Annotated in this window: 24 protein-coding genes; 12 read left to right on the forward strand and 12 right to left on the reverse strand. The window is 59.4% G+C overall.

Annotated features, from left to right (window positions below; genetic code table 11):
- Positions 1–4 precede the first annotated feature (4 nt).
- Genes astB through astC form a run of 4 tightly spaced genes read right to left on the reverse strand, consistent with a single transcriptional unit; the run spans position 5 to position 5,052 of the window.
- Complete coding sequence (astB, locus tag I6L58_RS03425) at positions 5–1,330, reverse strand: N-succinylarginine dihydrolase (protein ID WP_088207460.1); 1,326 nt, start codon at positions 1,328–1,330, stop codon at positions 5–7.
- A complete protein-coding gene (astD, locus tag I6L58_RS03430; protein WP_088207461.1) occupies positions 1,317–2,804 on the reverse strand; it encodes a succinylglutamate-semialdehyde dehydrogenase in 1,488 nt (495 codons plus the stop codon). The genes astB and astD overlap by 14 nt, the downstream gene beginning before the upstream one ends.
- The gene (gene astA / locus I6L58_RS03435) at positions 2,801–3,835 is read right to left on the reverse strand and encodes an arginine N-succinyltransferase (RefSeq protein WP_088207462.1); all 1,035 of its coding nucleotides are present in this window, start codon (positions 3,833–3,835) and stop codon (positions 2,801–2,803) included. The genes astD and astA overlap by 4 nt, the downstream gene beginning before the upstream one ends.
- The gene (gene astC / locus I6L58_RS03440) at positions 3,832–5,052 is read right to left on the reverse strand and encodes a succinylornithine/acetylornithine transaminase (protein WP_006174831.1); all 1,221 of its coding nucleotides are present in this window, start codon (positions 5,050–5,052) and stop codon (positions 3,832–3,834) included. Before astC ends, astA begins: the two co-directional genes overlap by 4 nt.
- 433 nt (positions 5,053–5,485) lie before the next feature.
- Here astC and xthA point away from each other — a divergent pair, with 433 nt between their 5' ends.
- From xthA to I6L58_RS03470, 6 genes are all read left to right on the forward strand, one after another.
- The gene (gene xthA, locus I6L58_RS03445) at positions 5,486–6,292 is read left to right on the forward strand and encodes an exodeoxyribonuclease III (RefSeq protein ID WP_088207463.1); all 807 of its coding nucleotides are present in this window, start codon (positions 5,486–5,488) and stop codon (positions 6,290–6,292) included.
- A 6-nt stretch (positions 6,293–6,298) separates the two neighbouring features.
- Positions 6,299–6,982 carry a TVP38/TMEM64 family protein gene (locus tag I6L58_RS03450; protein WP_088207464.1) on the forward strand — a complete coding sequence of 228 codons (684 nt, stop codon included), beginning with the start codon at positions 6,299–6,301 and terminating at the stop codon, positions 6,980–6,982.
- 15 nt (positions 6,983–6,997) lie between these two features.
- Positions 6,998–8,158, forward strand: a complete 1,161-nt coding sequence (locus tag I6L58_RS03455) for an ABC transporter substrate-binding protein (protein ID WP_254082158.1) — start codon at positions 6,998–7,000, stop codon at positions 8,156–8,158.
- Positions 8,131–9,666 (forward strand): ABC transporter permease family protein, encoded by a 1,536-nt coding sequence (locus I6L58_RS03460; protein WP_088207466.1) that lies wholly within the window; start codon positions 8,131–8,133, stop codon positions 9,664–9,666. Before I6L58_RS03455 ends, I6L58_RS03460 begins: the two co-directional genes overlap by 28 nt.
- Positions 9,666–10,286, forward strand: coding sequence for an ATP-binding cassette domain-containing protein (locus tag I6L58_RS03465; RefSeq protein ID WP_088207467.1), 621 nt, complete (start codon positions 9,666–9,668; stop codon positions 10,284–10,286). The genes I6L58_RS03460 and I6L58_RS03465 overlap by 1 nt, the downstream gene beginning before the upstream one ends.
- A gap of 73 nt (positions 10,287–10,359) precedes the next feature.
- Positions 10,360–11,667 (forward strand): rhodanese-like domain-containing protein, encoded by a 1,308-nt coding sequence (locus I6L58_RS03470; RefSeq protein WP_088207468.1) that lies wholly within the window; start codon positions 10,360–10,362, stop codon positions 11,665–11,667.
- Here the strand turns inward: I6L58_RS03470 and I6L58_RS03475 are convergent.
- Both I6L58_RS03475 and I6L58_RS03480 read right to left on the reverse strand, forming a co-directional pair.
- The gene (locus I6L58_RS03475) at positions 11,664–12,281 is read right to left on the reverse strand and encodes a CDP-alcohol phosphatidyltransferase family protein (protein ID WP_088207469.1); all 618 of its coding nucleotides are present in this window, start codon (positions 12,279–12,281) and stop codon (positions 11,664–11,666) included. The two genes, I6L58_RS03470 and I6L58_RS03475, sit on opposite strands and share 4 nt — an antisense overlap.
- Entirely contained in the window at positions 12,274–12,843 is a 570-nt protein-coding gene (locus tag I6L58_RS03480; RefSeq protein ID WP_088207470.1) for a carboxymuconolactone decarboxylase family protein, read from the reverse strand. The genes I6L58_RS03475 and I6L58_RS03480 overlap by 8 nt, the downstream gene beginning before the upstream one ends.
- 75 nt (positions 12,844–12,918) lie before the next feature.
- On the opposite strand from I6L58_RS03480, the gene I6L58_RS03485 reads away from it, so the two are divergent.
- A complete protein-coding gene (locus I6L58_RS03485) occupies positions 12,919–13,335 on the forward strand; it encodes a pyrimidine (deoxy)nucleoside triphosphate diphosphatase (RefSeq protein ID WP_072208768.1) in 417 nt (138 codons plus the stop codon).
- Here the strand turns inward: I6L58_RS03485 and I6L58_RS03490 are convergent.
- Positions 13,295–13,567, reverse strand: a complete 273-nt coding sequence (locus tag I6L58_RS03490; protein ID WP_042319595.1) for a YnjH family protein — start codon at positions 13,565–13,567, stop codon at positions 13,295–13,297. The two genes, I6L58_RS03485 and I6L58_RS03490, sit on opposite strands and share 41 nt — an antisense overlap.
- A gap of 227 nt (positions 13,568–13,794) precedes the next feature.
- Between I6L58_RS03490 and gdhA the strand changes: the two genes are divergently transcribed.
- The gene (gene gdhA / locus I6L58_RS03495; RefSeq protein WP_058609055.1) at positions 13,795–15,138 is read left to right on the forward strand and encodes an NADP-specific glutamate dehydrogenase; all 1,344 of its coding nucleotides are present in this window, start codon (positions 13,795–13,797) and stop codon (positions 15,136–15,138) included.
- Between the two features lie 91 nt (positions 15,139–15,229).
- Here the strand turns inward: gdhA and I6L58_RS03500 are convergent, their stop codons facing one another.
- The 3 genes from I6L58_RS03500 to I6L58_RS03510 form a co-directional block, all read right to left on the reverse strand.
- A complete protein-coding gene (locus I6L58_RS03500) occupies positions 15,230–17,143 on the reverse strand; it encodes a DNA topoisomerase III (protein ID WP_058609056.1) in 1,914 nt (637 codons plus the stop codon).
- A gap of 4 nt (positions 17,144–17,147) precedes the next feature.
- The gene (gene selD / locus I6L58_RS03505) at positions 17,148–18,191 is read right to left on the reverse strand and encodes a selenide, water dikinase SelD (protein WP_058609057.1); all 1,044 of its coding nucleotides are present in this window, start codon (positions 18,189–18,191) and stop codon (positions 17,148–17,150) included.
- A gap of 116 nt (positions 18,192–18,307) precedes the next feature.
- On the reverse strand, positions 18,308–18,859 hold the full coding sequence (locus tag I6L58_RS03510) for an NAD(P)H nitroreductase (RefSeq protein ID WP_006174818.1): 552 nt from the start codon (positions 18,857–18,859) through the stop codon (positions 18,308–18,310).
- 167 nt (positions 18,860–19,026) lie between these two features.
- Here I6L58_RS03510 and sppA point away from each other — a divergent pair, with 167 nt between their 5' ends.
- The 4 genes from sppA to I6L58_RS03530 all read left to right on the forward strand — a co-directional run bounded on the left by sppA (position 19,027) and on the right by I6L58_RS03530 (position 24,062).
- Complete coding sequence (gene sppA, locus I6L58_RS03515; RefSeq protein ID WP_088207471.1) at positions 19,027–20,883, forward strand: signal peptide peptidase SppA; 1,857 nt, start codon at positions 19,027–19,029, stop codon at positions 20,881–20,883.
- A 58-nt stretch (positions 20,884–20,941) separates the two neighbouring features.
- The gene (ansA, locus tag I6L58_RS03520; RefSeq protein WP_088207472.1) at positions 20,942–21,958 is read left to right on the forward strand and encodes an asparaginase; all 1,017 of its coding nucleotides are present in this window, start codon (positions 20,942–20,944) and stop codon (positions 21,956–21,958) included.
- Positions 21,959–21,967: 9 nt separating this feature from the next.
- On the forward strand, positions 21,968–22,609 hold the full coding sequence (gene pncA / locus I6L58_RS03525; protein WP_058609059.1) for a bifunctional nicotinamidase/pyrazinamidase: 642 nt from the start codon (positions 21,968–21,970) through the stop codon (positions 22,607–22,609).
- Between the two features lie 199 nt (positions 22,610–22,808).
- Positions 22,809–24,062: a glycoside hydrolase family 18 protein gene (locus tag I6L58_RS03530; protein WP_088207473.1), complete on the forward strand. Its 1,254-nt coding sequence runs from the start codon at positions 22,809–22,811 to the stop codon at positions 24,060–24,062.
- A gap of 48 nt (positions 24,063–24,110) precedes the next feature.
- Here the strand turns inward: I6L58_RS03530 and I6L58_RS03535 are convergent, their stop codons facing one another.
- Positions 24,111–24,383, reverse strand: coding sequence for a YeaC family protein (locus I6L58_RS03535; RefSeq protein ID WP_006174813.1), 273 nt, complete (start codon positions 24,381–24,383; stop codon positions 24,111–24,113).
- Positions 24,384–24,424: 41 nt separating this feature from the next.
- Positions 24,425–24,838 (reverse strand): peptide-methionine (R)-S-oxide reductase MsrB, encoded by a 414-nt coding sequence (gene msrB, locus I6L58_RS03540; protein ID WP_006174812.1) that lies wholly within the window; start codon positions 24,836–24,838, stop codon positions 24,425–24,427.
- Positions 24,839–25,114 lie beyond the last annotated feature (276 nt).

The following is a 25,114-nucleotide window of genomic DNA, read 5'->3' on the forward strand; positions in this document are numbered from 1 at the left end:
TCCTTTAGCGCTGGAACGGATAAACAGAGCCGAGGCGCAGGATCGTCGTCAGATCGTCCAGCGCCTCGCGACCTTCGCGCAACAGCTGCGGGTCAACCAGATCGGCATGCGTCAGCCGGTCACGGTAGTAACGATCCACCCAGTTGTTGAGCGCTTCAAACAGCGCGTCATTCATCATGACCGCCGGATTCACGGCCTGCATTTCCGTTGGGGTTAACACCACCCGCAGGCGTAAACAGGCCGGCCCGCCGCCGTTGGCCATGCTTTCGCGAAGGTCAAACACGCGCAGTTCATCGATCGGGTTGTCGGCCTTCACCAGCTGGTTAAGGTAGCGCCACACGCCGTCGTGGTTATGCGACTCCTGCGGCAGCACCAGCATCATGCTGCCGTCGTCACGGCTCAGGAGCTGGCTATTAAAGAGGTACGTTTCGACCGCATCCTTCACGCTCACCGCCTGCGCGGGAACCTGAATCGCCATAAATCCTGGCACTTTCTCGCGCAGCGTGGAGAGCAGTCTGTCCTGATGGGCAAACGCCTCTTCGTGACAAAAGAGCACCTGACGGTTGGATACGGCAATCACGTCGTTGTGGAATACACCCTGGTCAATCACGCGGGGATTCTGCTGGGCAAACAGCACCTGTGAGGGGTTCACCTGGTTCAGACGCGCGACCGCCTGGCTCGCTGCCAGCGTCTGTCGCGCAGGGTAGCGCGAAGGCGCTGCATGTCCACCCTCTTCCCGGCCATAGACAAAGAGCTGCAGGCCAGGCTCGCCGTAATCACCGCCCAGACGGTTATGGTTGGCCGCCCCTTCGTCACCGAACATCGCCACCTGCGGCAGCGCCTGATGCACGCTGAAATGGCCATCATGGTTGAAGATGGCGCGCAGCACGCGCTCGGTGGTGTCGGCTTCGGTGGCCCGGTGAAATTTGTTGTTAAGGTTCGCCACCGTAAAATGCACTTTGCCATCCAGCGTATCCGCCGACGGCGCAACGGTAGCCGCATTTGCTACCCACATCGAGGAGGCCGAGCTGGCGGCAGAGAGCAGGTGCGGCGTTTGCGTTCCCGCTTTCTCGACCACCTGCTCGTCGCTGCCGCTGAACCCGAGCTGGCGCAGAACCGTGACGTTCGGTCGCTCCTGCGGCGGGATCACCGCCTGTGGAAACCCGGCATCCGACAGGGCTTTCATTTTCAGCAAGCCCTGCTTTGCCGCCAGTTTAGGATTCGACACCTGAAAGCGGTGCTTCGTCGAGGCTTCATTCCCAAACGACAGCCCGGCATAGTGGTGCGTCAGCCCCACCAGCCCGTCAAAGTTAACTTCACGCGCTTTCATGGCGGTCTCCCTGAGTGAAGTCCAGCCCTGGATTAAGGGTCTCCGGCAGCGTTAGCGTCGGCGTTTCGAGGCTTGCCATCGGCCACGCGCAGTAATCTGCCGCATACCATGCGCTGGCGCGATGGTTGCCCGATGCCCCGACACCGCCAAACGGCGCGGTGCTGGCGGCCCCGGTGAGCGGTTTATTCCAGTTGACGATGCCTGCACGCGCCTCTAACAGCAGCTGTTCAAATTTCTCGCGCTGGGGTGAGATCAGCCCGCTCGACAGTCCATAGCGGGTGTTGTTCGCCATCTCAATGGCGTCGTCAAACGCGTCGTAACGCCAGACGCACAGCAGTGGCCCAAAGACCTCTTCGTCCGGCACGCTGTTAACGCCGCTCATCTCAATAATGCCCGGCGACAGCAACGACGTCCCCGGCTCGATCAGGCGCGGCTCCAGCAGCGTTTTGCCGCCGCGGGCCTTCTGCTCCTGCCAGGCGTTAAGCACATTTTGTGCCGCCTGCCCGGAGATCAGCCCGCCCATAAACGGCTGCGGTTCGGCATCCCAACGCCCGGGAACCAGACGCGCGGATACCTCTACCAGCCGCGTTAGAAACGCATCGCCCTGCGCCCCGCGTTTCACCAGCAGACGGCGCGCGCAGGTGCAGCGCTGCCCGGCGGTAATAAAGGCGGACTGGATCGTCAGATGTACCGCGGCGTCAATATCATCCGGATCGTCGACGATTAACGGATTATTGCCGCCCATCTCCAGGGCCAGGATCTTCTCCGGCTGACCGGCGAGCTGGCGATGCAGTTGATAGCCCGTTCCGGCGCTGCCGGTAAACAGCAGGCCGTCAATATCGTTCAGCGCGCTCAGCGCCTGACCGGTTTCACGTCCACCCTGCACCAGGTTAAGCACACCCGGCGGCAGTCCGGCCTGCTCCCAGAGTTTTACCACCGCTTCGCCGGTTAAGGGCGTTAACTCACTCGGTTTGAAGATAACGGTATTGCCCGCCAGCAGCGCGGGCACGATATGACCGTTCGGCAGATGGCCGGGGAAATTATACGGGCCAAAAACCGCCAGCACGCCGTGCGGACGATGGCGCAGCGTGGCGGCACCGTCGGGCATCCCGGTGTGCTGCTCGCCGGTGCGCGTATGGTAGGCCTTCACCGAGATGCCGATTTTGTTGATCATCGCCGTCACTTCGGTGGCGGCTTCCCAGCGCGGTTTACTGGTTTCGGCGGCAATGATCCGCGTCAGCTCGGCTTTGTTGGCATCCAGCAGCGCGGCAAATTTTTCAACGAGGGACTGGCGTGCCGAAAACGGCTGCTTCGCCCAGGCCGGAAAGGCACGCCGTGCCGCGTGGCACGCCTGTTCCACCTGCGCCGGGCTGGCATCGTTACCCTGCCAGAGCACCTCTTTTCCCACCGGGTTAGTTTTGACGCGCGGTTCGCCTTCGCCCGTGATCCAGTCGCCGTTAATCCATAAAGTCATGCTGTTTTCTCCTCAGGGCAAAGTCGCACCAGGCGAACCTTGTCGCCGGGGTTACATTTCAGGGCATCCAGTTGCGCCGCCGTCAATATCAGGCGCTCGCATTTCGGGTTGGTGCGCACCAGCATGGCGCGGAAATTTTCATCCTGCTCGTTCGAGACCATACAGGCAGGCCATTCGCCGGGTGCGGGCTGGCCTTCGGCCACCGTCACCAGGCGGCTTTTACGGATCGCGCGCACGCGATCGATATCGCATTCCAGCGTCGGCCCGCCATCAAAGATGTCGACGTAGTTACGATAGCGGAAACCTTCTTTCTCCAGCACCGCGCGGGCAGGCGCGGTTTGCGGATGTACTTCGCCAATCACCGCCTGCGCCTGCGGGCTGAGGAAATGGGTATAAATAGGATGCTTTGGCATCAGCTCGGCGATAAATGCTTTCTGCCCGGTGCCGCAAAGGTAATCCGCCCGGCTGAACTCCATCGAGAAGAAGCGCTCGCCCAGGCTTTCCCAGAACGGCGAGTAGCCTTTCTCGTCGATCACGCCGCGCATCTCGGCGACCACTTTTTCATTGAAGCGGTCGCGAAACGCGGCCATAAACATAAAGCGCGATTTGGACAGCAGATAACCGTTGCCCTCTTTGCGCCACTGCGGATCGAGGAACAGCGTGCACAGCTCGCTGCTGCCGGTGTGGTCGTTACAAAGAAACAGCGTCGGCAGCGCGTTATAGACATTCAGCTCTTTTGAGGCGTGAACCATGGTGCCAACGCGGTAGTTGTACCACGGGTCGTTTAGCCCGACGGCCACTTCGATGGCGCAAATCCCGGCCACGGTGCCGGTGTCAGTATCTTCCAGCACGAACACGTAACCCTGTTCGCTTTTTGGCAACGTCCCCTGCCAGGTTTGCAGGGCGCGCTCGATGCGCGCCGACAGCGTAGTTTCATCGGCAGGCAGCGAGGTCAGCCCGCCCCCTGTCTTACCGGCAAGCTGCATGAGCCCGGCGAGATCGCCGCGCTCAACGGGACGGATAACCATCATGATGACACCCCGGATTTCACCTGTTCGCAGGCCAGTGCGAAGCGATCCAGCCCGGTGCGGATCTCCTCTTCGGTCACGATCAGCGCGGGCGCGAATCGCACCACGTTGGCACCGGCAATCAGTACCATCACGCCCAGTTTTGCCGCTTCCTGCGAGATGAGCTTCGCTTTCCCGGCAAACTCAGGCGCGAGTTCGCAGCCAATCAACAGCCCCAGGCCGCGGATCTCTTTAAACAGGCCGGTCTTAGCGTTAATGGCGGTAAGACGTTCTACAAACCAGTCGTGGCGCTGCTTGACGCCGTTCAGCACCTCCGGCGTATTAATGATGTCCAGCACCTGCCCGGCGACGGCTGAGGCGAGCGGGTTACCGCCGTACGTCGTCCCGTGGGTGCCGACGGTCATCACGCTGGCAAATTTATCGGTCGTCAGAATCGCCCCCACCGGGAACCCGCCGCCCAGCGCTTTGGCCGTGGAGAGCACGTCCGGCGTAACGCCGTAGTGCATGTAGGCATACAGCTCGCCGGTGCGGCCAACGCCTGTCTGCACTTCGTCGAAAATCAGCACCGCGTTATGGCGGTCACACAGTTCGCGCAGCCCCTGTAAAAACGCCTGTTGCGCCGGGAGCACACCGCCTTCGCCCTGCATCGGTTCGACAATCACCGCGCAGGTGGAATCGTTAATCAGTTCGCTGGCCGACTGCAAATCGTTATAGCTGGCGTGACGGATGTCCGGCGGCAGCGGCGCGAAATCCTGCGAGTAAGAGGGCTGGCCGCCCGCGCTGACGGTGAACAGCGTGCGTCCGTGGAAAGCATTTTTAAACGCCACGATGCCGCTCTTGTGCGCCCCAAACTTATCGTGGGCGTATTTGCGCGCCAGCTTCAGCGCTGCCTCATTCGCTTCTGCCCCCGAGTTGCAGAAAAACACTTTTTCAGCAAAGGTCGCGTCGATCAGCTTTTTCGCCAGCCGCAGCGCCGGCTCGTTGGTGTAGCCATTGCCGGTATGCCAGAATTTTGCCGCCTGGTCATTCAGCGCCTGGCGCAGCGCCGGGTGAGCATGGCCCAGCGCATTTACCGCAATGCCACCGGCAAAATCGATATACTCTTTGCCCTGCTGATCCCACAGGCGCGAACCTTCCCCACGTACCGGAATAAAAGCCGCCGGCGCGTAAACCGGCATCATCCATTCATTAAAATTTTCACGCGTAATTGACAGAGACATAGCGACCTCATCCGGTAAATAAAAGGTTGTTTAAATGTTAAATAATTGAGTGTTTGCACTGTGAATGTAGATTGCAGAGTTCGTGCCAGCCAGCGATAAAAATGCATAAACGGTTCATGAGGACACAATATCAAGGAGTTGCGATATGGAGTTATTCACTGTTGATGCATAAAAAGTGAATATTTTTACGCAAAGCGGCATCCGGCGGTATGAAAACCAGAAAGAGTATGCAGAGGCCAAATATAATTCTGGAATTGTGATCGCTCGCGAAATTTCCCGACCGTTTGCGCCCTTTATCAGGGCAACGCGCCTCTGAATGGTGCAAAAATTGCACCGTCGGGAGCCTCTGTCGCAGTTATTGGTCAAACCCGATAACAGCGGGCCAAAATTCTGCTACCATCCCTGCACTATTCACCTTGCACTGGCAGCGACTATGAAATTTGTCTCTTTTAATATCAACGGCCTGCGCGCCCGCCCACACCAGCTTGAAGCAATTGTTGAGCAACATCAGCCTGATGTTATTGGCCTGCAGGAGACAAAAGTTCACGACGACATGTTCCCCCTCGAAGAGGTGGCGAAACTGGGCTACAACGTCTTTTATCACGGCCAGAAAGGCCACTACGGCGTGGCGCTGCTGACCAAAGAGACGCCGGTTTCCGTGCGCCGCGGCTTCCCGGGCGATGACGGTGAAGCGCAGCGTCGCATTATCATGGCGGAGATCCCCTCCCCGCTTGGCAATATCACGGTGATCAACGGCTACTTCCCGCAGGGCGAAAGCCGCGACCATCCGACCAAGTTCCCGGCTAAAGCGAAGTTCTATCAGGATCTGCAGGACTACCTGACAACTGAACTGAACAAAGAGAACCCGGTGCTGATCATGGGCGATGTCAACATCAGCCCGACCGATCTGGATATCGGCATTGGTGAAGAGAGCCGTAAGCGCTGGCTGCGCACCGGCAAATGTTCATTCCTGCCGGAAGAACGCGAGTGGATGGATCGCCTCATGGGCTGGGGCCTGGTGGATACCTTCCGCGCCGCCAACCCGGACACGCAGGATCGTTTCTCATGGTTTGACTACCGCTCAAAAGGCTTTGATGACAACCGTGGCCTGCGTATTGACCTGCTGCTGGCAAGCGCGCCGCTGGCCGAGCGCTGCATCGAAACCGGGATCGACTACGACATCCGCGGTATGGAAAAGCCGTCTGACCACGCGCCGGTATGGGCGAAATTTAAGCTGTAACCCTGTGTGAACATTCGTAAAACGCTTTTTCTGTGCGCCCTTCTGGGCGCATTTGCGCTGGCGTGGGCCTGGCTTCCACCGGGCATGCTCTCCCTGAACGCCATACAAACCCACCACCAGTCGCTGCTCGCGGCGAAAGCACAGGCACCGCTGCGAAGCGCTGCGCTCTTTTTTGCGATCTATACGCTGGTGTCGGCGCTCTCGATCCCCGGCGCGGCGATCCTGACGCTGCTCGGCGGGGCGCTGTTCAGCCTGGGGGAAGGCCTGGTGCTGGTCTCGTTTGCCTCGACGCTCGGGGCTACGCTGGCGATGCTTGCCAGCCGCTACGTGTTACGTGAGTGGGTCCAGCAGCGCTTTGCCCGGCAGATGTCCACGATTAATGCGGGTATGGACCGCGACGGCGCGCGCTATCTTTTCGCCCTGCGCCTGATGCCGCTGTTCCCGTTTTTCCTGGTTAATCTGCTGATGGGGCTGACGCATCTCAGCGTGCGGCGCTACTGGTGGATAAGCCAGCTTGCGATGCTGCCCGCCACGGCTATCTTTCTTAATGCCGGGCGCGAGCTGGGAAAACTGACCAGGCCTGGCGATATTCTGTCGCCAGGCCTGGTATTCGCCCTTACACTACTGGGGTTATTGCCGCTGGTTACCCGCTGGCTGTTTTCTCGTTATCCCCTTTCATCAAAAAAGTGAGGCATTATGCGCCGTGTGCGTTTTTGCGCGTTTCTTACCGGCCTGCTGATGGCGGCCCCCGTCTTTGCCACCGACGACTGGCAAACCCTCCAGCACGAGGCCCAGGGCCAGACCGTCTGGTTTAATGCCTGGGGCGGCGACCCCGCGGTGAATCGCTACCTTGACTGGGTGAGCGACGAGATGAAAACGCATTACGCCATCACCGTTAAGATCGTGCATCTGGCGGATGCCGCCGATGCGGTGAAACGCATTCAGACCGAGCATGCCGCCGGACGCACCACCCGCGGCTCGGTTGATCTGCTGTGGGTTAACGGCGAAAACTTCCGCACGCTGAAAGAGGCTAACCTGCTGCAAACCGGGTGGGCGCAGGCGCTGCCAAACTGGCGCTATGTCGATACCCGCAAACCGGTGACCGAAGATTTTGCCATCCCGACCGAGGGCGCAGAATCGCCGTGGGGCGGCGCGCAGCTGACCTTTATCGCCCGCAAAGCCAGCATGCCCATGCCGCCGGAAGATCCTCAGGCCCTGCTGGATTACGCCCGGCAGCATCCGGGTAAAGTCAGCTATCCGCGTCCGCCGGATTTTACCGGTACTGCGTTTCTGGAGCAGTTGCTCCTGACGCTCACCCCACGGCCTGAGGCACTGCGCAACGCCCCCGATGATACCTTTTCCGAGGTCACCGCCCCGCTGTGGCGCTATCTCGACAAACTGCATCCGCTGCTGTGGCGCGAAGGGAAAGATTTCCCGCCGTCGCCCGCGCGCATGGACGCGCTGCTCGCCAGCGGCAGCCTGAACCTCTCGCTGACCTTCAACCCGGCGCACGCCCGGCAAAAGGTTGCCAGCGGCGAACTGCCTGACGATAGCTACAGCTTCGGTTTTCGCGACGGCACGATCGGCAACGTTCATTTTGTCGCCATACCGGCCAACGCCCGCTCGGGCGCAGGCGCGAAAATGGTCGCCAATTTCCTGCTCTCTCCAGAGGCGCAGATCCGCAAGGCCGATCCGGCAATCTGGGGCGATCCGAGCGTACTCGATGCCCGTACCCTTCCCGCAAAAGCAGCCCAGAGGCTTGCCGAACACACGCCTGCGGGCCTGCCCGCAATGCTTGCCGAGCCGCATGCCGCCTGGGTTAACGCACTGGAGCAGGAATGGCTGCGCCGCTACGGCACGCGTTAAGCGCCCTGGTCTGGCTGGCGATGGCGGTCATCTATCTGCCGATGCTCCCGGCGGCGGGCTTACTGCTGGCGCCGGCGTTCAGCCCCGACGACTGGCTGTCGCTGATGAGCGATCCCCAGTTGCCGCAGGCGCTGGCCGCAACGCTGGTCTCGGCGTTGATTGCCACGCTCGGCGCGTTGTTTATCGCCCTGAGCCTGGTGACACTTCTCTGGCCCGGCGAGCGCTGGCGGCAGTTGAGCAGCCGCCTGCCGTGGCTTTTAGCCATTCCTCACGTGGCCTTCGCCACCAGCGTGCTGCTGACCTTTGCTGAAGGCGGCCTCTTCTATCAAATTTGCACGCTGTGTACCCCGCAGATGGACCGGTACGGGATCGGCCTTGGGCTGACACTTGCCGTCAAGGAGAGCGCGTTTGTGCTGTGGATGCTGTACGCCGTACTGTCTGAGCACCCGCTTGCGCAGCAAAAACTGGTGTTACAGACCCTCGGCTATGGCCGCCTGCAGACGCTGCGTCTGCTGATCCTGCCGACCATTGCCCCTGCGCTGGGCGCGGTAATGCTGGCCGTGCTCGCCTGGTCGCTCTCCGTGGTCGATGTCGCCATCGTTCTGGGGCCGGGCAACCCGCCGACGCTGGCGGTGCTGGCGTGGCACTGGCTGAGCCAGGGCGATGCCCAGCAGCAGGTGAAAGGAACGTTGCTGTGCGTGATCCTGCTGGTGCTGCTGGCCGTACTGGCCGGGATGGGCTATGGCATCTGGAATATCTGGCGGCGCACGCTGCCGGATATGTCCGGCATACGGCGGGCATCACACGCCCGACGCCCCCTCAGCGCAGGGGCCGGGTTTCTGCCCGGCTGCGGCGTGCTTTGCGCCGCAGTGCTGGTGATGCTGGCGCGCTATCGCGAGGTCGACCTTGCCCTCTACACCACCAGCCTGTCGCTTGGCCTGCTATCCAGCCTGCTGGCGCTGATCATCATTTTTCTCTGGCTCGAATGGGGGCCGCAACGCCGCGCGCTGTGGGTGTGGCTTCCGCTGGCGCTTCCCGCACTGCCGCTGGTTTCCGGCCAGTATGACCTTGCGCTACGACTGGGGATGGACGGACAGTATACCGCCGTCCTGTGGGGCCACCTTCTGTGGGTGGTGCCGTGGATGTTGCTGATTCTGCAACCCGCGTGGCGCAGGCTTGACCCGAGGCTGATCCTGACGGCCAAAACGCTCGGCTGGCGTCGGACTAAAATTTTTGTTCTGCTGAAATGCCCCCTGCTGATCCGGCCTGCCCTGCTGGCGTTTGCCACGGGCTTTTCGGTGAGCATGGCGCAATACATGCCGACGCTCTGGCTGGGTGCGGGGCGGTACGCCACGCTGACCACCGAGGCCGTCGCGCTCGGCAGCGGCGGCAGTGTCCCGGTGCTGGCAAACCTGGCGCTGGGCCTGCTGCTGGTCACCGGCAGTATATTTGCTGCCGCCGCGCTGTTATCCCGGCTCGTAGGCCGCTACCGCAAAGGACTACGCTAGTGCTGAAAATAGACAACCTCACCATTGAGCCGCTTTTTCGGCAGGTCAGTTTCTGCGTCCCGCCAGGGCAGATCGTCACGCTGATGGGCCCCTCCGGCTGCGGGAAATCGACGCTGTTTTCCTGGATGGTGGGCGCGCTGTCAGCCGATTTTCAGGCGCGCGGCGAACTGTGGCTGAATGGCCGCCGCTGCGATACCCTGCCCGTGGAACAGCGCGGGCTGGGCATTCTGTTTCAGGATGCCCTGCTGTTCGATCACTTCAGCGTCGGGCAAAATCTGATGCTGGCCCTCCCGGCCCGGATCGCCGGACGCGCCCGGCGCGAGGCCGTCCAGCAGGCGCTGGCGTCTGCCGGTATGGCGCACCGCTACGCCAGCGATCCGGCTACGCTTTCTGGCGGGGAGCGCGCCAGAGTAAGCCTGCTGCGCGCCCTGCTCGCCGAGCCGCAGGCCCTGCTGCTTGATGAGCCGTTCAGCCGCCTCGACAAGGCGTTAAGGGTCTCTTTTCGGGAATGGGTCTTTGATGCCGTTCGCACCCGCAATATTCCGGTGGTGCTGGTTACCCACGATGAAGAGGACATCCCGTCTGGCGGCGAGGTGATTGCGCTTTCCCGCTGGCAATAATGTGCTAACGCAATGTTTTTTGTAACCGGAGAGAGGACAATGGCGCACTCTTTTACTGACGTCAGGTTTTACGATGAAACGTGTTTCTCAACTGACCGCGCTGGCCCTGCTTTGCGGCCTCGCCTCTTTCTCCTCCGTTGCGGCTGATATGGCCGCTTCACTGACCCTCGCCCAGCTACAGCAACAGCATGGTGCGGCGATCGATACCCGCCCGAGTGCGTTTTATAACGGCTGGCCGCAGACGCCGGGGGCATCCTCCGGGCATGAGCCTGCCGCCCTGAACCTTTCGGCATCCTGGCTTGGGGCGATGAGCGATGACCAGCTCAGCGCCTGGGCGAAACAGCACCATCTGACACCCGCCACGGCGATTGCCCTCTACGGCAGCGACAGTGACAATCAGGCCGTACAAGCGCGCTTGGAAAAAGCGGGCTTTACCCACGTGTCATTGCTGAGCGATGCCCTGACGCACGCCGATCGTCTGCAACGTTTGCCGCATTTTGAGCAACTGGTCTATCCAGAGTGGATCCATAATTTGCAGCAGGGTAAGCCCGTCACTGCCGCCCCGGCGGGCGACTGGAAAATCGTTGAAGCCGCCTGGGGCGCGCCGAAGCTCTATTTGCTGAGCCACATTCCCGGCGCGGGCTACATTGACACCAACGATGTGGAAAGCGAGCCGCTGTGGAACAAAGTGTCGGACGACAAGCTGAAAGCGCTGCTGGCCAAAAACGGTATCCGTCATGACACCACCGTGATTCTGTATGGTCGCGACGTGTACGCCGCCGCGCGCGTGGCGCAAATCATGCTGTATGCCGGCGTGAAGGATGTGCGCATTCTCGATGGCGGCTGGAAAACATGGTCCGATGCGGGGCTGCCGGTAGAGCGTGGTATGCCTGCGAAGGTCAAACCCGCGCCTGACTTTGGCGCACCGATCCCCGGCCAGCCTCAGCTGATGGTGGATATGGAACAGGCCAGGGGGATGCTGCATCGCCAGGACGCTTCGCTGGTGAGTATTCGTTCATGGCCGGAGTTTATCGGCGAAACCAGCGGCTACAGCTACATCAAGCCAAAAGGTGAAATCGCCGGGGCACGCTGGGGCCATGCGGGCAGCGATGCCACGCACATGGAAGACTTCCATAACCCGGACGGCACCATGCGCAGCGCCGATGACATTGCCGCCATGTGGAAAACGTGGAACATCCTGCCGGATCAGCACGTGGCGTTCTACTGCGGTACCGGCTGGCGCGCGTCAGAAACCTTCATGTACGCGCGCGCAATGGGCTGGAAAAACGTCGCCGTATACGACGGCGGCTGGTACGAATGGAGTGCCGATCCGAAAAACCCGATCGTCACCGGTGAGCGCGGGCCTGAAAGCGTTCGCTAGCGGGTAAGTGACTTCAGCGTCACGTAGCCGCTCCAGATGCGCGTTGTGGTGGTCAGCCAGCACAACGCGCCGAATACCCACGCAAACAGCGTGAAGTGTGCCGGGAACAGGCAGCACAGCACGAACAGCGCGATAGTCTCCGTCCCTTCCGTTAACCCGCCAATATAGTAAAACGACTTGTGCGCATAGCCCGGGTTATCAATGTTGTGCTTCGCCGCCAGCGCGGCAAACGCCAGAAAGCTGCTGCCGGTACCGATAAAGGCGAACAGCAGCCAGGCGGCGGCCAGCGCATTTTCTGCAGGCGCGGCAAGGGCAAAGCCAAACGGCACCAGCGCGTAGAACAGAAAATCGAGCGCAATATCAAGAAATCCTCCAGCATCACTCAGCCCTCTGCGGCGCGCCAGCGCACCGTCCAGTCCATCCATAAGCCGGTTTACCAGAATGGTAAACAGTGCCGCCGGGTACCAGCCCAGCGCCAGAAACGGCAACGCCAGGACCCCCACCGCAAACCCGACCAAGGTTACGCCATCTGGCGTAATAAAAGGCTTGTCTAGTGCGGCGACAAGCGTGTTCAACATCGGTTTGATGCGCGGGTGCAGGTGGCGATCAAGCATGGGGAGTCTCTTTAACGGTGGCGCACAGCCCCTGGGATGGAATGTCCAGGGCGGCATTGAATCGGGCTGACAGATTCTGGAAGGCGATCAGCGCCGTCATCTCGGTGATGACCGCATCGGAAAAGTGGCGATGCAGACGCTGTTTGAGCTCATCATCCACCCGAGGTGGCGTAGCCGTTACCGCCTCGGCATACGCCAGCGCGGCGCGCTCCTGCTCGCTGAACAGCGCAGAATGGTACCAGTCGCTGACAGCCTGTGCTTTATCCAGCGCTCCCGCACGCTCGGCCAGGCGCAGGCTGTTGGCATCAATACAGAATGCGCAGTGGCAAAGTTGGGAGACGCGGGTCATCAGCAGCGACCGGAGCACCGGGCTGAGGCGCGCCTTGCGCCGTTCAAGAAAACCGACAAACAGCGCCACCAGCCAAAACAGAGGCGGCATGCGCGCCCACCAGCGCGTGGGGTTAAGCACCGCGCCGAAGTGTTTCTTCTGCATGGCGGCAATCGGTTTTAGGCTGACGGGAAGGGTTTTGACGGGTGCAACCCAGGTGGTTGTCTCTTTCACCTGCTTCTCCTGATGACTGGACTCTTTCAAAGGGCACGATAATATGTCGTTTTTCTTTACCAATCATTGATGACCATGCAGAAAATAGTCGATGTCGTTGCGGCAATTATCGAAAAAGACGACAAAATTTTACTGGCCCAGCGACCGCCACATGCCGATCAGCCCGGGATGTGGGAATTCGCGGGCGGCAAAGTCGAGGCCGGTGAAACCCAGCCTCAGGCGTTGATCCGCGAGCTGCGCGAAGAGTTGGGTATCGACGCCGAACCGGGGGTATATGTCGCCAGCCACCAGCGTGAAGTGTCGCAGCGGATTATCCATCTGCATGCCTGGCATGTTCCCGCCTGGCGCGGAGAACTCACCGCACACTATCACAGCGCGCTGGCGTGGTGCTCTCCCGAGGAGGCCTTGCGCTACGCCCTGGCGCCAGCGGATATCCCCCTGCTTGAGGCCTTTATGCTTTTACGCGCCGCCAGACCAGCGGGTTCGTGCTGATAGTGCGTTCATCGCGCTGGCACTGCAACAGCACGCCGTCCGCTTTAACGACCGCGCCTTCCGAGTAGTTTTGATCCTGATAGATGCAGCACTGGTTACAGGGCTGCGCACGCTGCCCCCCGGAGCTGAACACCTCTGGCGGGACGTTCACCTCCACGTCCGGGCGGATACGGTCGGCCTGCGCCGTTGCGGACAGAAGCGCGAGTAAGGCAGTGGCGATATAACGGTTCATAGACGGTTCTTCCTGTTGGGTCCTGATAATGACTATAACGGTAAACCCGGGCCGAACCTTTAATTTATCTCATCATCGTTTTTTATTATGACCCGAGGCGGATAATGAATTTCCCTTTCGCGACAAATTTCCGCTTGCCTCGGCGGGCCGTGCGGGTGGTATAGTCAAAAAAACAACACAAATCGCATAAGCCAATATACAAACGATTATAAGAGGTTCTTATATCTATGGATCAGACACGCTCTCTGGACAGTTTCCTTACCCATGTTCAACAGCGCGACCCGCATCAGAGCGAGTTCGCGCAGGCCGTTCGTGAAGTCATGACCACCCTGTGGCCTTTCCTTGAAGCGAATCCGCGCTATCGTCAACTGTCCCTGCTGGAACGTCTGGTAGAGCCAGAGCGCGTGATCCAGTTTCGCGTGACGTGGGTAGACGATCGCAATCAGGTACAGGTTAACCGCGCATGGCGCGTGCAGTTTAACTCCGCCATCGGGCCGTTTAAGGGCGGGATGCGCTTCCACCCTTCCGTCAACCTTTCCATTCTGAAGTTCCTCGGCTTTGAGCAGACCTTCAAAAACGCCCTGACCACCCTGCCGATGGGCGGGGGTAAAGGCGGCAGCGATTTCGATCCAAAAGGTAAAAGCGAAGGCGAAGTCATGCGCTTCTGCCAGGCGCTGATGACCGAGCTGTATCGTCATCTTGGTCCGGACACCGACGTGCCAGCCGGTGATATCGGCGTGGGCGGTCGCGAGGTCGGTTTTATGGCCGGCATGATGAAAAAGCTCTCCAACAACAGCGCCTGCGTCTTTACCGGTAAAGGCCTGTCGTTTGGCGGCAGCCTGATCCGCCCGGAAGCGACCGGCTACGGCCTGGTCTACTTCACCGAAGCGATGCTCAAACGCCACGGTTTAGGGTTTGAAGGTATGCGCGTGGCCGTCTCCGGCTCCGGCAACGTGGCGCAGTATGCGATTGAAAAAGCGATGCAGTTTGGCGCACGCGTTATTACGGCCTCTGACTCCAGCGGTACCGTGGTGGACGAAGCAGGCTTTACGGCTGAGAAGCTGGCTCGCCTGTGCGAAATCAAAGCCAGCCGCGACGGGCGCGTGGCCGATTATGCCCGCGAGTTTGGCCTGACCTATCTCGAAGGCAAACAGCCGTGGTCAGTGCCGGTGGATATCGCGCTGCCGTGTGCCACGCAGAACGAACTGGACGTGGACGCTGCGCGTACCCTGATTGGCAACGGCGTGAAGGCGGTGGCAGAAGGCGCAAACATGCCAACCACCATTGAGGCAACGGACCTGTTCCTGGACGCGGGCGTGCTGTTTGCGCCAGGAAAAGCCGCGAACGCGGGCGGGGTTGCCACCTCCGGCCTGGAGATGGCGCAAAACGCCGCGCGTATGGGCTGGAAAGCGGAGAAAGTGGACGCGCGCCTGCATCACATCATGCTGGATATCCATCACGCCTGCGTGGAGTACGGCGGTGAGGCATCCCAGACCAACTACGTGCGCGGTGCCAATATCGCCGGTTTCGTGAAGGTGGCGGATGCGATGATTGGGCAGGGTGTGATTTAAGATTTCAGGCCGAATCGCCGTAGAGGCCCGGTAAGCGTTAGCGCCACCGGGCTTTTTTTGGCAGGCGGCTGCGCCTTACCCGGCCTACGGTTTAAGAGGCTGCCGCGCTCTTTTTCTTTTTAAACGGCTTCTTCGCGCCGCCGCCTGGCGCAACCATTCCCCGGAAGCGCTTCACCGGCGTGCTGCGCGCCTGGTCGATCAGCTGATACAGCGTCCCGACCAGTGGCTGCATAAAGTCCTGATAGCGGCACTGCTTTTCACTGATTTGCGTCAGCACCGATTCCCAGTGCGCGGTCATGTCCGGCCTCGCAGCCAGCTCCGGCAGGGAGTGGATCAACGCCCTGCCCGGTTCCGTTGAATGAATGTAGCGCCCTTTTTTCTCGAGGAAGCCGCGTTTAAACAGCAGCTCGATGATCCCCGCGCGGGTCGCTTCCGTCCCCAGTCCGTCGGTGGCCCGCAGGATCTTCTTCAGATCTTTGTCCTGCACAAAACGCGCGATACCGGTCATCGCCGACAGCAGCGTCGCATCGGTGAAATGACGCGGCGGCTGGGTCTGACGCTCCACCACTTCGCCTTTCTCACACAACAGTTCATCGTCTTTTGCCACCACCGGCAGTGGCGTGCCGTCGTTTTCTTCGTCACGCTCTTTGTTGCCCAGCAGCGTGCGCCAGCCCGCTTCCGCCAGGAAACGCGCTTTAGCGACAAATTTGCCTTTGGCGATGTCGAGTTCAATCACGCATTTGCGGAATACCGCATCCGGGCAGAACTGCATCAGGTACTGACGGGCCACCAGGTTATAGACCTTTGACTCGTTTTCCGTGAGATTGACGTTGCTGGTGCGCGCCGTCGGGATGATGGCGTGGTGGGCATCCACCTTTTTATCGTCCCAGCAGCGGTTACGGGTATCCGGGTTCACGGCAGGCTGCGGCAGCAGGTCCGGCGCGTGGACGCCAATCGCGTTCATCACCGCGTGACGCCCGGCAAAATGTTCTTCCGGCAGATAACGGCTGTCCGAACGCGGATAGGTGATAAGTTTATGGGTTTCGTAGAGTTTCTGGCAGATGTCCAGCACGTTCTGCGCGCTCAGGCCAAAGCGTTTGGCGGCCTCAATCTGCAGGGCAGAGAGCGAAAACGGCAGCGGCGCGGGTTCTGATTCCCGTTTATCGTTATAGCTGGTGACGATAGCGGGCTGACCGGTAATGCGGTTAACGACGTGCTCCGCCAGCGGACGGTGCAGCAGTCGCCCCTCTTCGTCCTGATAAGATTCGCACGCATCACTCGGCTGCCAGACGGCGGTAAACCGTTCGTCCTTCGGGGTAACGATGTGCGCTTTCACTTCGAAGAAATCTTTGGCGACGAAGTTTTCGATCTCTTCATCACGCCGTACCACCAACCCCAGCACCGGCGTCTGAACGCGCCCGACGGAGAGCACGCCCTGATAACCCGCGTTGCGCCCGAGAATGGTGTAGGCGCGGGTCATATTGATGCCATAGAGCCAGTCCGCACGCGCACGCGCCAGCGCCGAGACGCACAGCGGGATAAATTCGCTGTTGGCGCGCAGACGCGTAATTGCACGCTCCACCGCCTGCGGGTTGAGGTCGTTGATCAGGCAGCGCTGCACCTGCTGGCGTTTTTCCGGGGCCAGCTCAAGATAATCCAGCACCTCGTCCACCAGCAGTTGCCCTTCTCTGTCCGGGTCACCCGCGTGGATGACTTCAGACGCCTCATGCAGGAAGCGCTTGATGACGTTGAGCTGTTTGGTCACCGAGGGCCGGGGCTGCAACCGCCATTTTTCCGGCACGATGGGCAGGTCATTGAGGTTCCAGCGGGCATAGCGGCTGTCATAGACATCCGGCTGCGCCTGCTCGAGCAGGTGACCGATACACCAGGTCACCACCTGCCCGTTTCCGCATTCGATAAAGCCGTCGCCTTTGCGATGCGGTTTAGGCAGCACATCGGCAATGGCTCGGGCCAGACTTGGCTTTTCGGCAATAAACAACCGCATCGAATTAACGGATCTCAATCATCGGACGGCCACCGCGGGCGGTAACCAGCTCGCCGATCGCCGTCAGGGTGATGCCAAACTCAGCGGCGGTCGCCTGTACATCCGCTTCTGCTTCCGGCGTGACCGCCAGCAGCAGGCCGCCGGAGGTTTGCGGATCGCACAGCAGGTCGCGCCACGCCTCAGGCATCTCACCCATCAGATGACCGTAGCTGGCGAAGTTACGCTGCGTACCGCCCGGTACCGCGCCCTGCGCAATGTACTCTTCCACACCCGGCAGCTTCGGCACGTCCTGATACCAGACCTGCGCCTGCACGCCTGCGCCCTGACACACTTCGCTCAGGTGACCGAGCAGGCCAAAGCCGGTGACGTCGGTCATGGCTTTCACCCCGTCGATGTTGGCAAACGCCGCACCGGCCAGGTTCATCTGACACATCACTTCCGTTGCCAGCCCGATATGCTCCGGCTTGAGCAGCGATTTCTTCTCGGCGGTGGTCAGCACGCCAATGCCCAGCGGCTTGGTGAGGAACAGTTTGCAGCCCGCCTGCGCGGTGCTGTTGCGCTTCACGCGCTCGGTCGGCACCACGCCCGTCACGGCCAGACCAAAAATCGGCTCCGGTGCATCAATAGAGTGCCCTCCCGCCAGCGCAATACCCGCCTGCTGACAGGCAAAACGTCCGCCTTCGATCACGTCGCGGGCAATTTCCGGCGCAAGGGTGTTGATCGGCCAGCCCAGGATCGCAATCGCCATGATCGGCTTGCCGCCCATCGCGAAGATATCGCTGATGGCGTTGGTGGCCGCAATGCGCCCGAAATCAAACGGGTTATCGACAATCGGCATAAAGAAATCGGTGGTGCTGATAATGCTGGTGCCGTTCCCCAGGTCATATACCGCTGCATCGTCACGCGTTTCGTTGCCGACAAGCAGGTTCGGGTCGACAAACTTCGCCTGCTCGCTGTGCAGGATGGTTTCCAGCACCTTCGGGGAAATTTTACAACCGCAACCGGCTCCGTGGCTGTATTGCGTTAAACGAATGGTTTGCTCGCTCATGGACATCTCCTGTCATTGCAATCGCGCTATGGTAGCGCTCATTCCATAAAGAGGTAAGTATGACTGTCTGAATTCTGCGGCGGATGCTCAGAATCCAGACAGTTTAGCGCGGGGAATTAAAAACGGCTGACGAAAGGCGAGGTATCCGGCACGTTTATGGTGCTGGAGGCTTTAAGCTGGGGCGTGCCGAGATAGAGGAAACCGACAATTTTATCATGCTCACCGCAGGATAAGCCCTCGCGGACGGCGGCACTTTCGGTCAGCGGGCCGGTACGCCAGATGCCGTTAAAGCCCTGGGCAAGCGCGGCCATTTGCATCGCCATGACCGCGCAGCCCGCGGACATCTCCTGCTCCCAGACGGGCACTTTATGGTCAGGCTGGCATTTCGCCACCACGGCGATAATCATTGGTGCGCGAAATGGCCCGCTGCGCGCTTTCTCGATGCCCTTCTCATCCTGACCTGCCGCCACGGCCCCTTTTTCCAGCAGGGCGCTGAAGCGCTCGCGTCCTTCACCTTCAATAATAAAGAAGTGCCATGGCTGAAGGGTGCCATGATCCGGCGCACGCAGGCCGGCACGCAAAATATTTTCCAGCTGCTCCCCCACAGGGGCCGGTTCGGCCAGGCGGGAAGCGCTACGACGGTTAACGAGCAGTTCAAGTGCGTCCATTGGTTAACTCCTGTCTTGAAATTTGCTCACAAAATTAACACGGCAGCAGATTTTGTTACAGCGCGGCAGGCGATTCCTGCTGACAAGAGGCGGTTGGGTCATTACGATAACCCCACATTGCCGTCTCGTGTCGACGGAAACAGTCATTTTCTGGTTAGGGAGAATACATGCGAACCCTTTGGCGAATCTTTGCCGGTTTCTTTAAATGGACGTGGCGACTGCTCAACTTCGTCCGCAACCTGGTGATGAACATTTTCTTCATCTTCCTGGTGCTGGTTTGCGTAGGCATCTGGATGCACATCAGCAGCACAAGCCAGGCACAGCATTCAACGCGCGGTGCGCTGCTGCTTGATATCACCGGGGTGATCGTGGATAAACCGTCCACCAGCAACCGCCTGGGCGTGATTGGCCGCCAGCTGTTTGGCGCAACCTCCGACCGCCTGCAGGAAAACTCCCTGTTCGATATTGTGGACACCATCCGCCAGGCAAAAGACGACCGCAACATCACCGGTATCGTGCTCGACCTGAAAGATTTTGCCGGGGCCGATCAGCCGTCGATGCAGTACATCGGCAAAGCGCTGCGCGAATTCCGTGACGCCGGTAAGCCGGTGATTGCCGTCGGCGACAGCTACAGCCAGGGGCAATACTATCTGGCAAGCTTCGCCAATAAAATCTGGCTCTCGCCGCAGGGCACGGTTGACCTGCACGGCTTCGCGACCAACGGCCTGTACTACAAATCGCTGCTCGACAAGCTGAAAGTCACAACCCACGTCTTCCGCGTCGGCACCTATAAATCTGCCGTTGAACCGTTCATCCGTGACGATATGTCGCCTGCGGCCCGTGAAGCGGACAGCCGCTGGATTGGCGAGCTGTGGCAAAACTATCTGGGCACCATCGCCGCGAACCGTCAAATCACCAAAGAGCAAGTCTTCCCTGGCGCGCAGGGCGTGCTGGACGGATTGCGTAAGGCCGACGGTGATACCGCCAAATATGCTCTCGACAACAAGCTGGTCGACGCGCTCGGCTCAAGCGCTGACGTTGAAAAAGCGCTGACCAAACAGTTTGGCTGGAGTAAAGAGGACAAAAACTACAGCGCCATCAGCATGTACGATTACGCGGCGAAAAAACCGGATGACAGCGGTGACAGCATCGCGGTGGTCTTTGCTAACGGCGCGATTATGGACGGCCAGGAAACGCCGGGGAACGTGGGCGGCGATACGACCGCATCACAAATCCGCGATGCGCGTCTCGATCCGAATGTGAAAGCGATTGTTCTGCGCGTAAACAGCCCAGGCGGCAGCGTCAGCGCCTCTGAGGTGATCCGCGCCGAGCTGGCCGCCGCGCGTGCCGCAGGTAAGCCGGTGGTGGTCTCGATGGGCGGAATGGCAGCATCCGGCGGCTACTGGATCTCCACGCCTGCGAACTACATCGTGGCTAACCCCAGCACGCTGACTGGCTCAATTGGTATCTTCGGGGTCATTAACACCGTTGAAAACAGCCTGGATTATCTCGGCGTGCATACCGATGGCGTCGCCACTTCACCGCTGGCCGATGTTTCGGTAACCAAGTCTCTGCCACCGGAAGTCTCGGAAATGATGCAGCTCAGCATTGAGAACGGGTATAAGCGCTTTATCACCCTGGTTGCAGACTCTCGTAAAAAGACGCCAGAGCAGATTGACCAGATTGCGCAAGGCCACGTCTGGACCGGTCAGGATGCGAAAAGCAACGGTCTGGTAGACAGCCTGGGTGATTTCGATGACGCCGTGAAAAAAGCGGCAGAGCTGGCAAAACTCAAGCAGTGGCATGTGGACTATTATCAGGACGAGCCATCGTTCTTCGATATGGTGATGAACAGCATGTCCGTTTCCGTGCGCGCGATGCTGCCTGAAGCGATGCAGGCTTATCTGCCTGCGCCTGTCGCCACTGCGGCAAAAGCGATGAAGGCGGAGAGCGACAAACTCGCGGCCTTTAACGACCCGCAAAGCCGTTACGCGTTTTGTCTGACCTGTGCTAACGTCCGTTAAATTCGTCCCCTCTTCCATGAAGAGGGGATTTTTCGTTTAAGCAACAGAATTCAACCTCATGCAGAAGAAATCGATTTACGTCGCCTATACCGGCGGTACCATTGGTATGCAGCGTTCCGAAAACGGCTATATTCCGGTCTCCGGCCATCTCCAGCGTCAGCTTGCCCTGATGCCGGAGTTCCACCGCCCGGAAATGCCTGACTTTACCATTCACGAGTATGCGCCGCTGATGGACTCCTCCGACATGACGCCGGAAGACTGGCAGCATATTGCGGAAGACATCAAAGCCCATTACGACGACTACGATGGGTTTGTGATCCTGCACGGCACCGATACGATGGCCTTCACCGCCTCGGCGCTCTCGTTCATGCTCGAGAATTTGAGTAAACCGGTTATCGTCACCGGCTCACAAATTCCGCTGGCGGAACTGCGCTCGGACGGGCAGATCAACCTGCTGAACTCCCTGTACGTTGCGGCCAACTACCCGATTAACGAAGTGTCCCTGTTCTTCAATAACCGTCTCTATCGCGGTAACCGCACGACGAAAGCGCACGCGGATGGCTTCGACGCGTTTGCGTCCCCCAACCTGCCGCCGCTGCTTGAAGCGGGCATTCATATTCGTCGTCTTGGCACCCCACCGGCACCCAATACCGCAGGCGAGCTGATCGTCCACCCGATCACGCCGCAGCCGATTGGCGTGGTCACCATTTATCCGGGGATCTCGGCCGATGTGGTGCGCAACTTCCTGCGCCAGCCGGTGAAGGCGCTGATCCTGCGCTCCTACGGCGTGGGTAATGCCCCGCAAAACAGTGAGTTCCTGAAAGAGCTTCAGGAGGCAAGCGATCGCGGGATCGTGGTGGTCAACCTGACCCAGTGCATGTCCGGCAAGGTGAATATGGGCGGCTACGCCACCGGCAACGCGCTGGCCCATGCGGGCGTAATTAGCGGTTTTGATATGACCGTCGAGGCCACGCTGACTAAACTTCACTATTTACTGAGTCAGGATCTGGACATAGCGTCCATTCGCCGCGCGATGATGCAAAACCTGCGCGGCGAACTGACCCCGGACGAATAAGGAGGCTTTATGAAGCAACGCGCTCTGTTACTGGTCGATTTGCAAAATGATTTTTGTGCGGGCGGCGCGCTCGCCGTCGCGGAAGGCGACAGCACCGTTGACGTGGCGAATACGCTGATCGACTGGTGTAAAGCACGCGGCGAAGCGGTAGTAGCAAGCCAGGACTGGCATCCGGCCAACCACGGTAGCTTTGCCAGCCAGCACAACGCTGAGCCTTACAGCCAGGGTGAACTGGACGGACTGGCGCAAACCTTCTGGCCCGATCACTGCGTACAGCAGACCGAGGGCGCGGAGCTGCACCCGCTGCTTAATCAGAAAGCCATTGATGCGGTGTTCCATAAAGGGGAAAACCCGGCCATCGACAGCTACAGCGCCTTTTTCGACAACGGTCATCGTCAGAAAACGGCGCTGGACGCGTGGCTGCGGCACCATGAAATCACCGAGCTGATCGTTATGGGGCTGGCAACGGATTATTGCGTGAAGTTCACCGTGCTGGATGCGTTGCAGCTTGGCTACACCGTCAGCGTGATAACCGACGGCTGTCGCGGCGTGAACATTCAGCCGCAGGACAGCGCCCAGGCGTTTATGGATATGGCCGCGGAAGGCGCCACGCTGTATACGCTGGCTGACTGGCAGGAAACGCAGGCGTAAGCGTTTTAGCCGGGTGGCGCTAACGCTTACCCGGCCTACCCTGTCTTTTGGCCGGGTTACCCGGCATTTCATTCTAATCCCTCATAAAGTGAACTCCCTCGCATCTCAGGCGAAGCGGCAATGCTATTCTTTTCCGGTTGTTTTTTCGCCACGCCTTTCCGTGGCGTGGTTACTATTGTTTAGTCAAAGAGGAAATTGTATGAAACGTTTGCCCTTGCTGGCAGCATTGCCCTTGCTTTGCGCGTCGGTTGCTTCCGCCAGTTCTCTGATGTCCGTCGGCTATTTCAACGGCGGCGGCGATGTAACCGCCGGACCGGGCGGCGACATCAACACGCTCGACGTGCGCCAGATAACCCACCTCAACTACTCGTTTGGTCTGGTCTACAACGATGAAAAAGACGAAACCAACGCCGCGCTGAAAGATCCTTCAAAACTGCACCAGATTTGGCTCTCGCCAAAAGTGGCGTCCGATCTGGCGCTGATCCCTGCCCTGCGCAAACAGAACCCGAACCTGAAAGTACTGCTCTCCGTCGGCGGCTGGGGCGCGCGCGGCTTCTCCGGCGCGGCGGCAACCCAGGCGTCGCGCGCGGTGTTTATCCGCTCCGCGCAGGAGATCGTCAATCAATACGGTCTGGATGGGATCGATCTCGACTGGGAGTTTCCGGTGAACGGTGCGTGGGGGCTGGTCGCCAGCCAACCGGCGGACCGGGATAATTTCACCGCGCTGCTGAAAGGGTTGCGCGATGCTTTCGGGGATAAGAAGCTGGTTACGATTGCCGTTGGGGCGAATGCGGAAAGTCCGAAAAGCTGGGTTGACATGAAAGCGGTTGCCCCCCTGCTCGACTACATCAATCTGATGACCTACGACATGGCGTACGGCACTCAGTACTTCAATGCCAATCTGTATGACTCCAGCGCCTGGCCAACGGTCGCCGCGGCCGATAAATACAGCGTCGATTTTGTGGTCAACAACTACCTGGCTGCCGGCGTGAAACCCCAGCAGATGAATCTCGGGATCGGTTTTTATGGCCGCGTTCCAAAACGCTCCGTGGAGCCGGGCATCGACTGGAGCAAACCGGATGCGCAGAAAAATCCGGTGACACAGCCCTATTTCGGGCCACAGGAGATCGGTTTGTTCAAATCTCTCGGTTATGACCTGACCAAAGACACCTATGTGAAGTACAACGACATCGTGAAAAAGCTGCTGAACGATCCGCAGAAACGCTTTACGGAGCACTGGGACGATCAGGCGAAAGTGCCGTGGCTCTCCGTGACGTCTGCCAACGGTAAGGCGCTGTTTGCCCTCTCTTATGAGAACCCACGCTCAGTGGCGCTCAAAGCGGACTACATCAAGGAGAAAGGTCTGGCCGGGGCGATGTTCTGGGAGTATGGCGCGGACGATAACAACCAGCTTGCGAAGCAGCTGGCGACATCGCTGGGGATTAAGCACTAAGTGAAGCAGCCGGGTGGCGTCAACGTTACCCGGCATGCTCAGAGAGCACTATTTGAAGGTGGCAATCGGCTTCGGCGCAATGCCGAAATCTTCCTTCAGTTCCCGCTTGCTCTTCATCACCATCTGCCCCTGGGTGTCGATCGTCATGTGCTGCGCGTCGGTGTTATGGCGCGCCTGCCACAACATCACCAGTTGAAGGCTGTTCTCTTTTTGCTCTGGCGTCAGGGCCACGCCATCCGGCCATTTTCCCAGCTCGACCGCCGTGACCAGACGCTGATAAATTTCCTGCGTCATTCCGCCGATCATGTCATCAATATTCACGATGTCTCCCGTTCAAAGGAATAATTTGCTGAATCGTTTCTTCAACCTTTGGTCTGGTCGCCGTTTTCGTCATCCGTGAAGCTCATGGACGCAGAGTTAACGCAAAAACGCTCGCCCGTAGGTTGTGGGCCATCCGGGAAGACATGTCCGAGGTGCGCATCACAGTTACCGCAGCGGATCTCGGTGCGTACCATGCCGTGCGACGAGTCGGTCAGATAACGAATGGCGTCATCGCTTACTGGCTCATAAAAACTCGGCCAGCCGCAGCCGGAATCATATTTTGTTTGTGAATTGAACAGGGGGGCATCGCACACCAGACAGTGGTAGACGCCGTCGCGCTTGTTGTGCAGCAAACGCCCGGTGAATGGGGGTTCAGTCCCGTGATTCTGCGTCACGTAAAACTGCATCTCGGTCAGGTCTTTTTTCAGATCTTCGGGGTTACGTTGGTTCGACATATGCTCACATCTCGCTGTAGAAACAGACATCTTTTAACCCCGATTCTAACAAAACATTAACACCTGCGCGTAGACTTTTGTTCTAAACTTATTAGTCGCGAAAAGGCGGACAGGCAATTGTGATCTATTTCACACTTTATTCCTGAGAGGCCTTTAAAATTCCGGGCGCAGCCCCCATGTGGTTGCTAGCTCAAAGGGAAAGTGAGGCGAGTCAGTCGCACAAACGTTGGTCATAGGATTGATTTGTCGCAATGATTGACACGATTCCGCTTGACG

The organism is Enterobacter cancerogenus (genome assembly GCF_019047785.1).
Taxonomy (GTDB): Bacteria; Pseudomonadota; Gammaproteobacteria; order Enterobacterales; family Enterobacteriaceae; genus Enterobacter; species Enterobacter cancerogenus.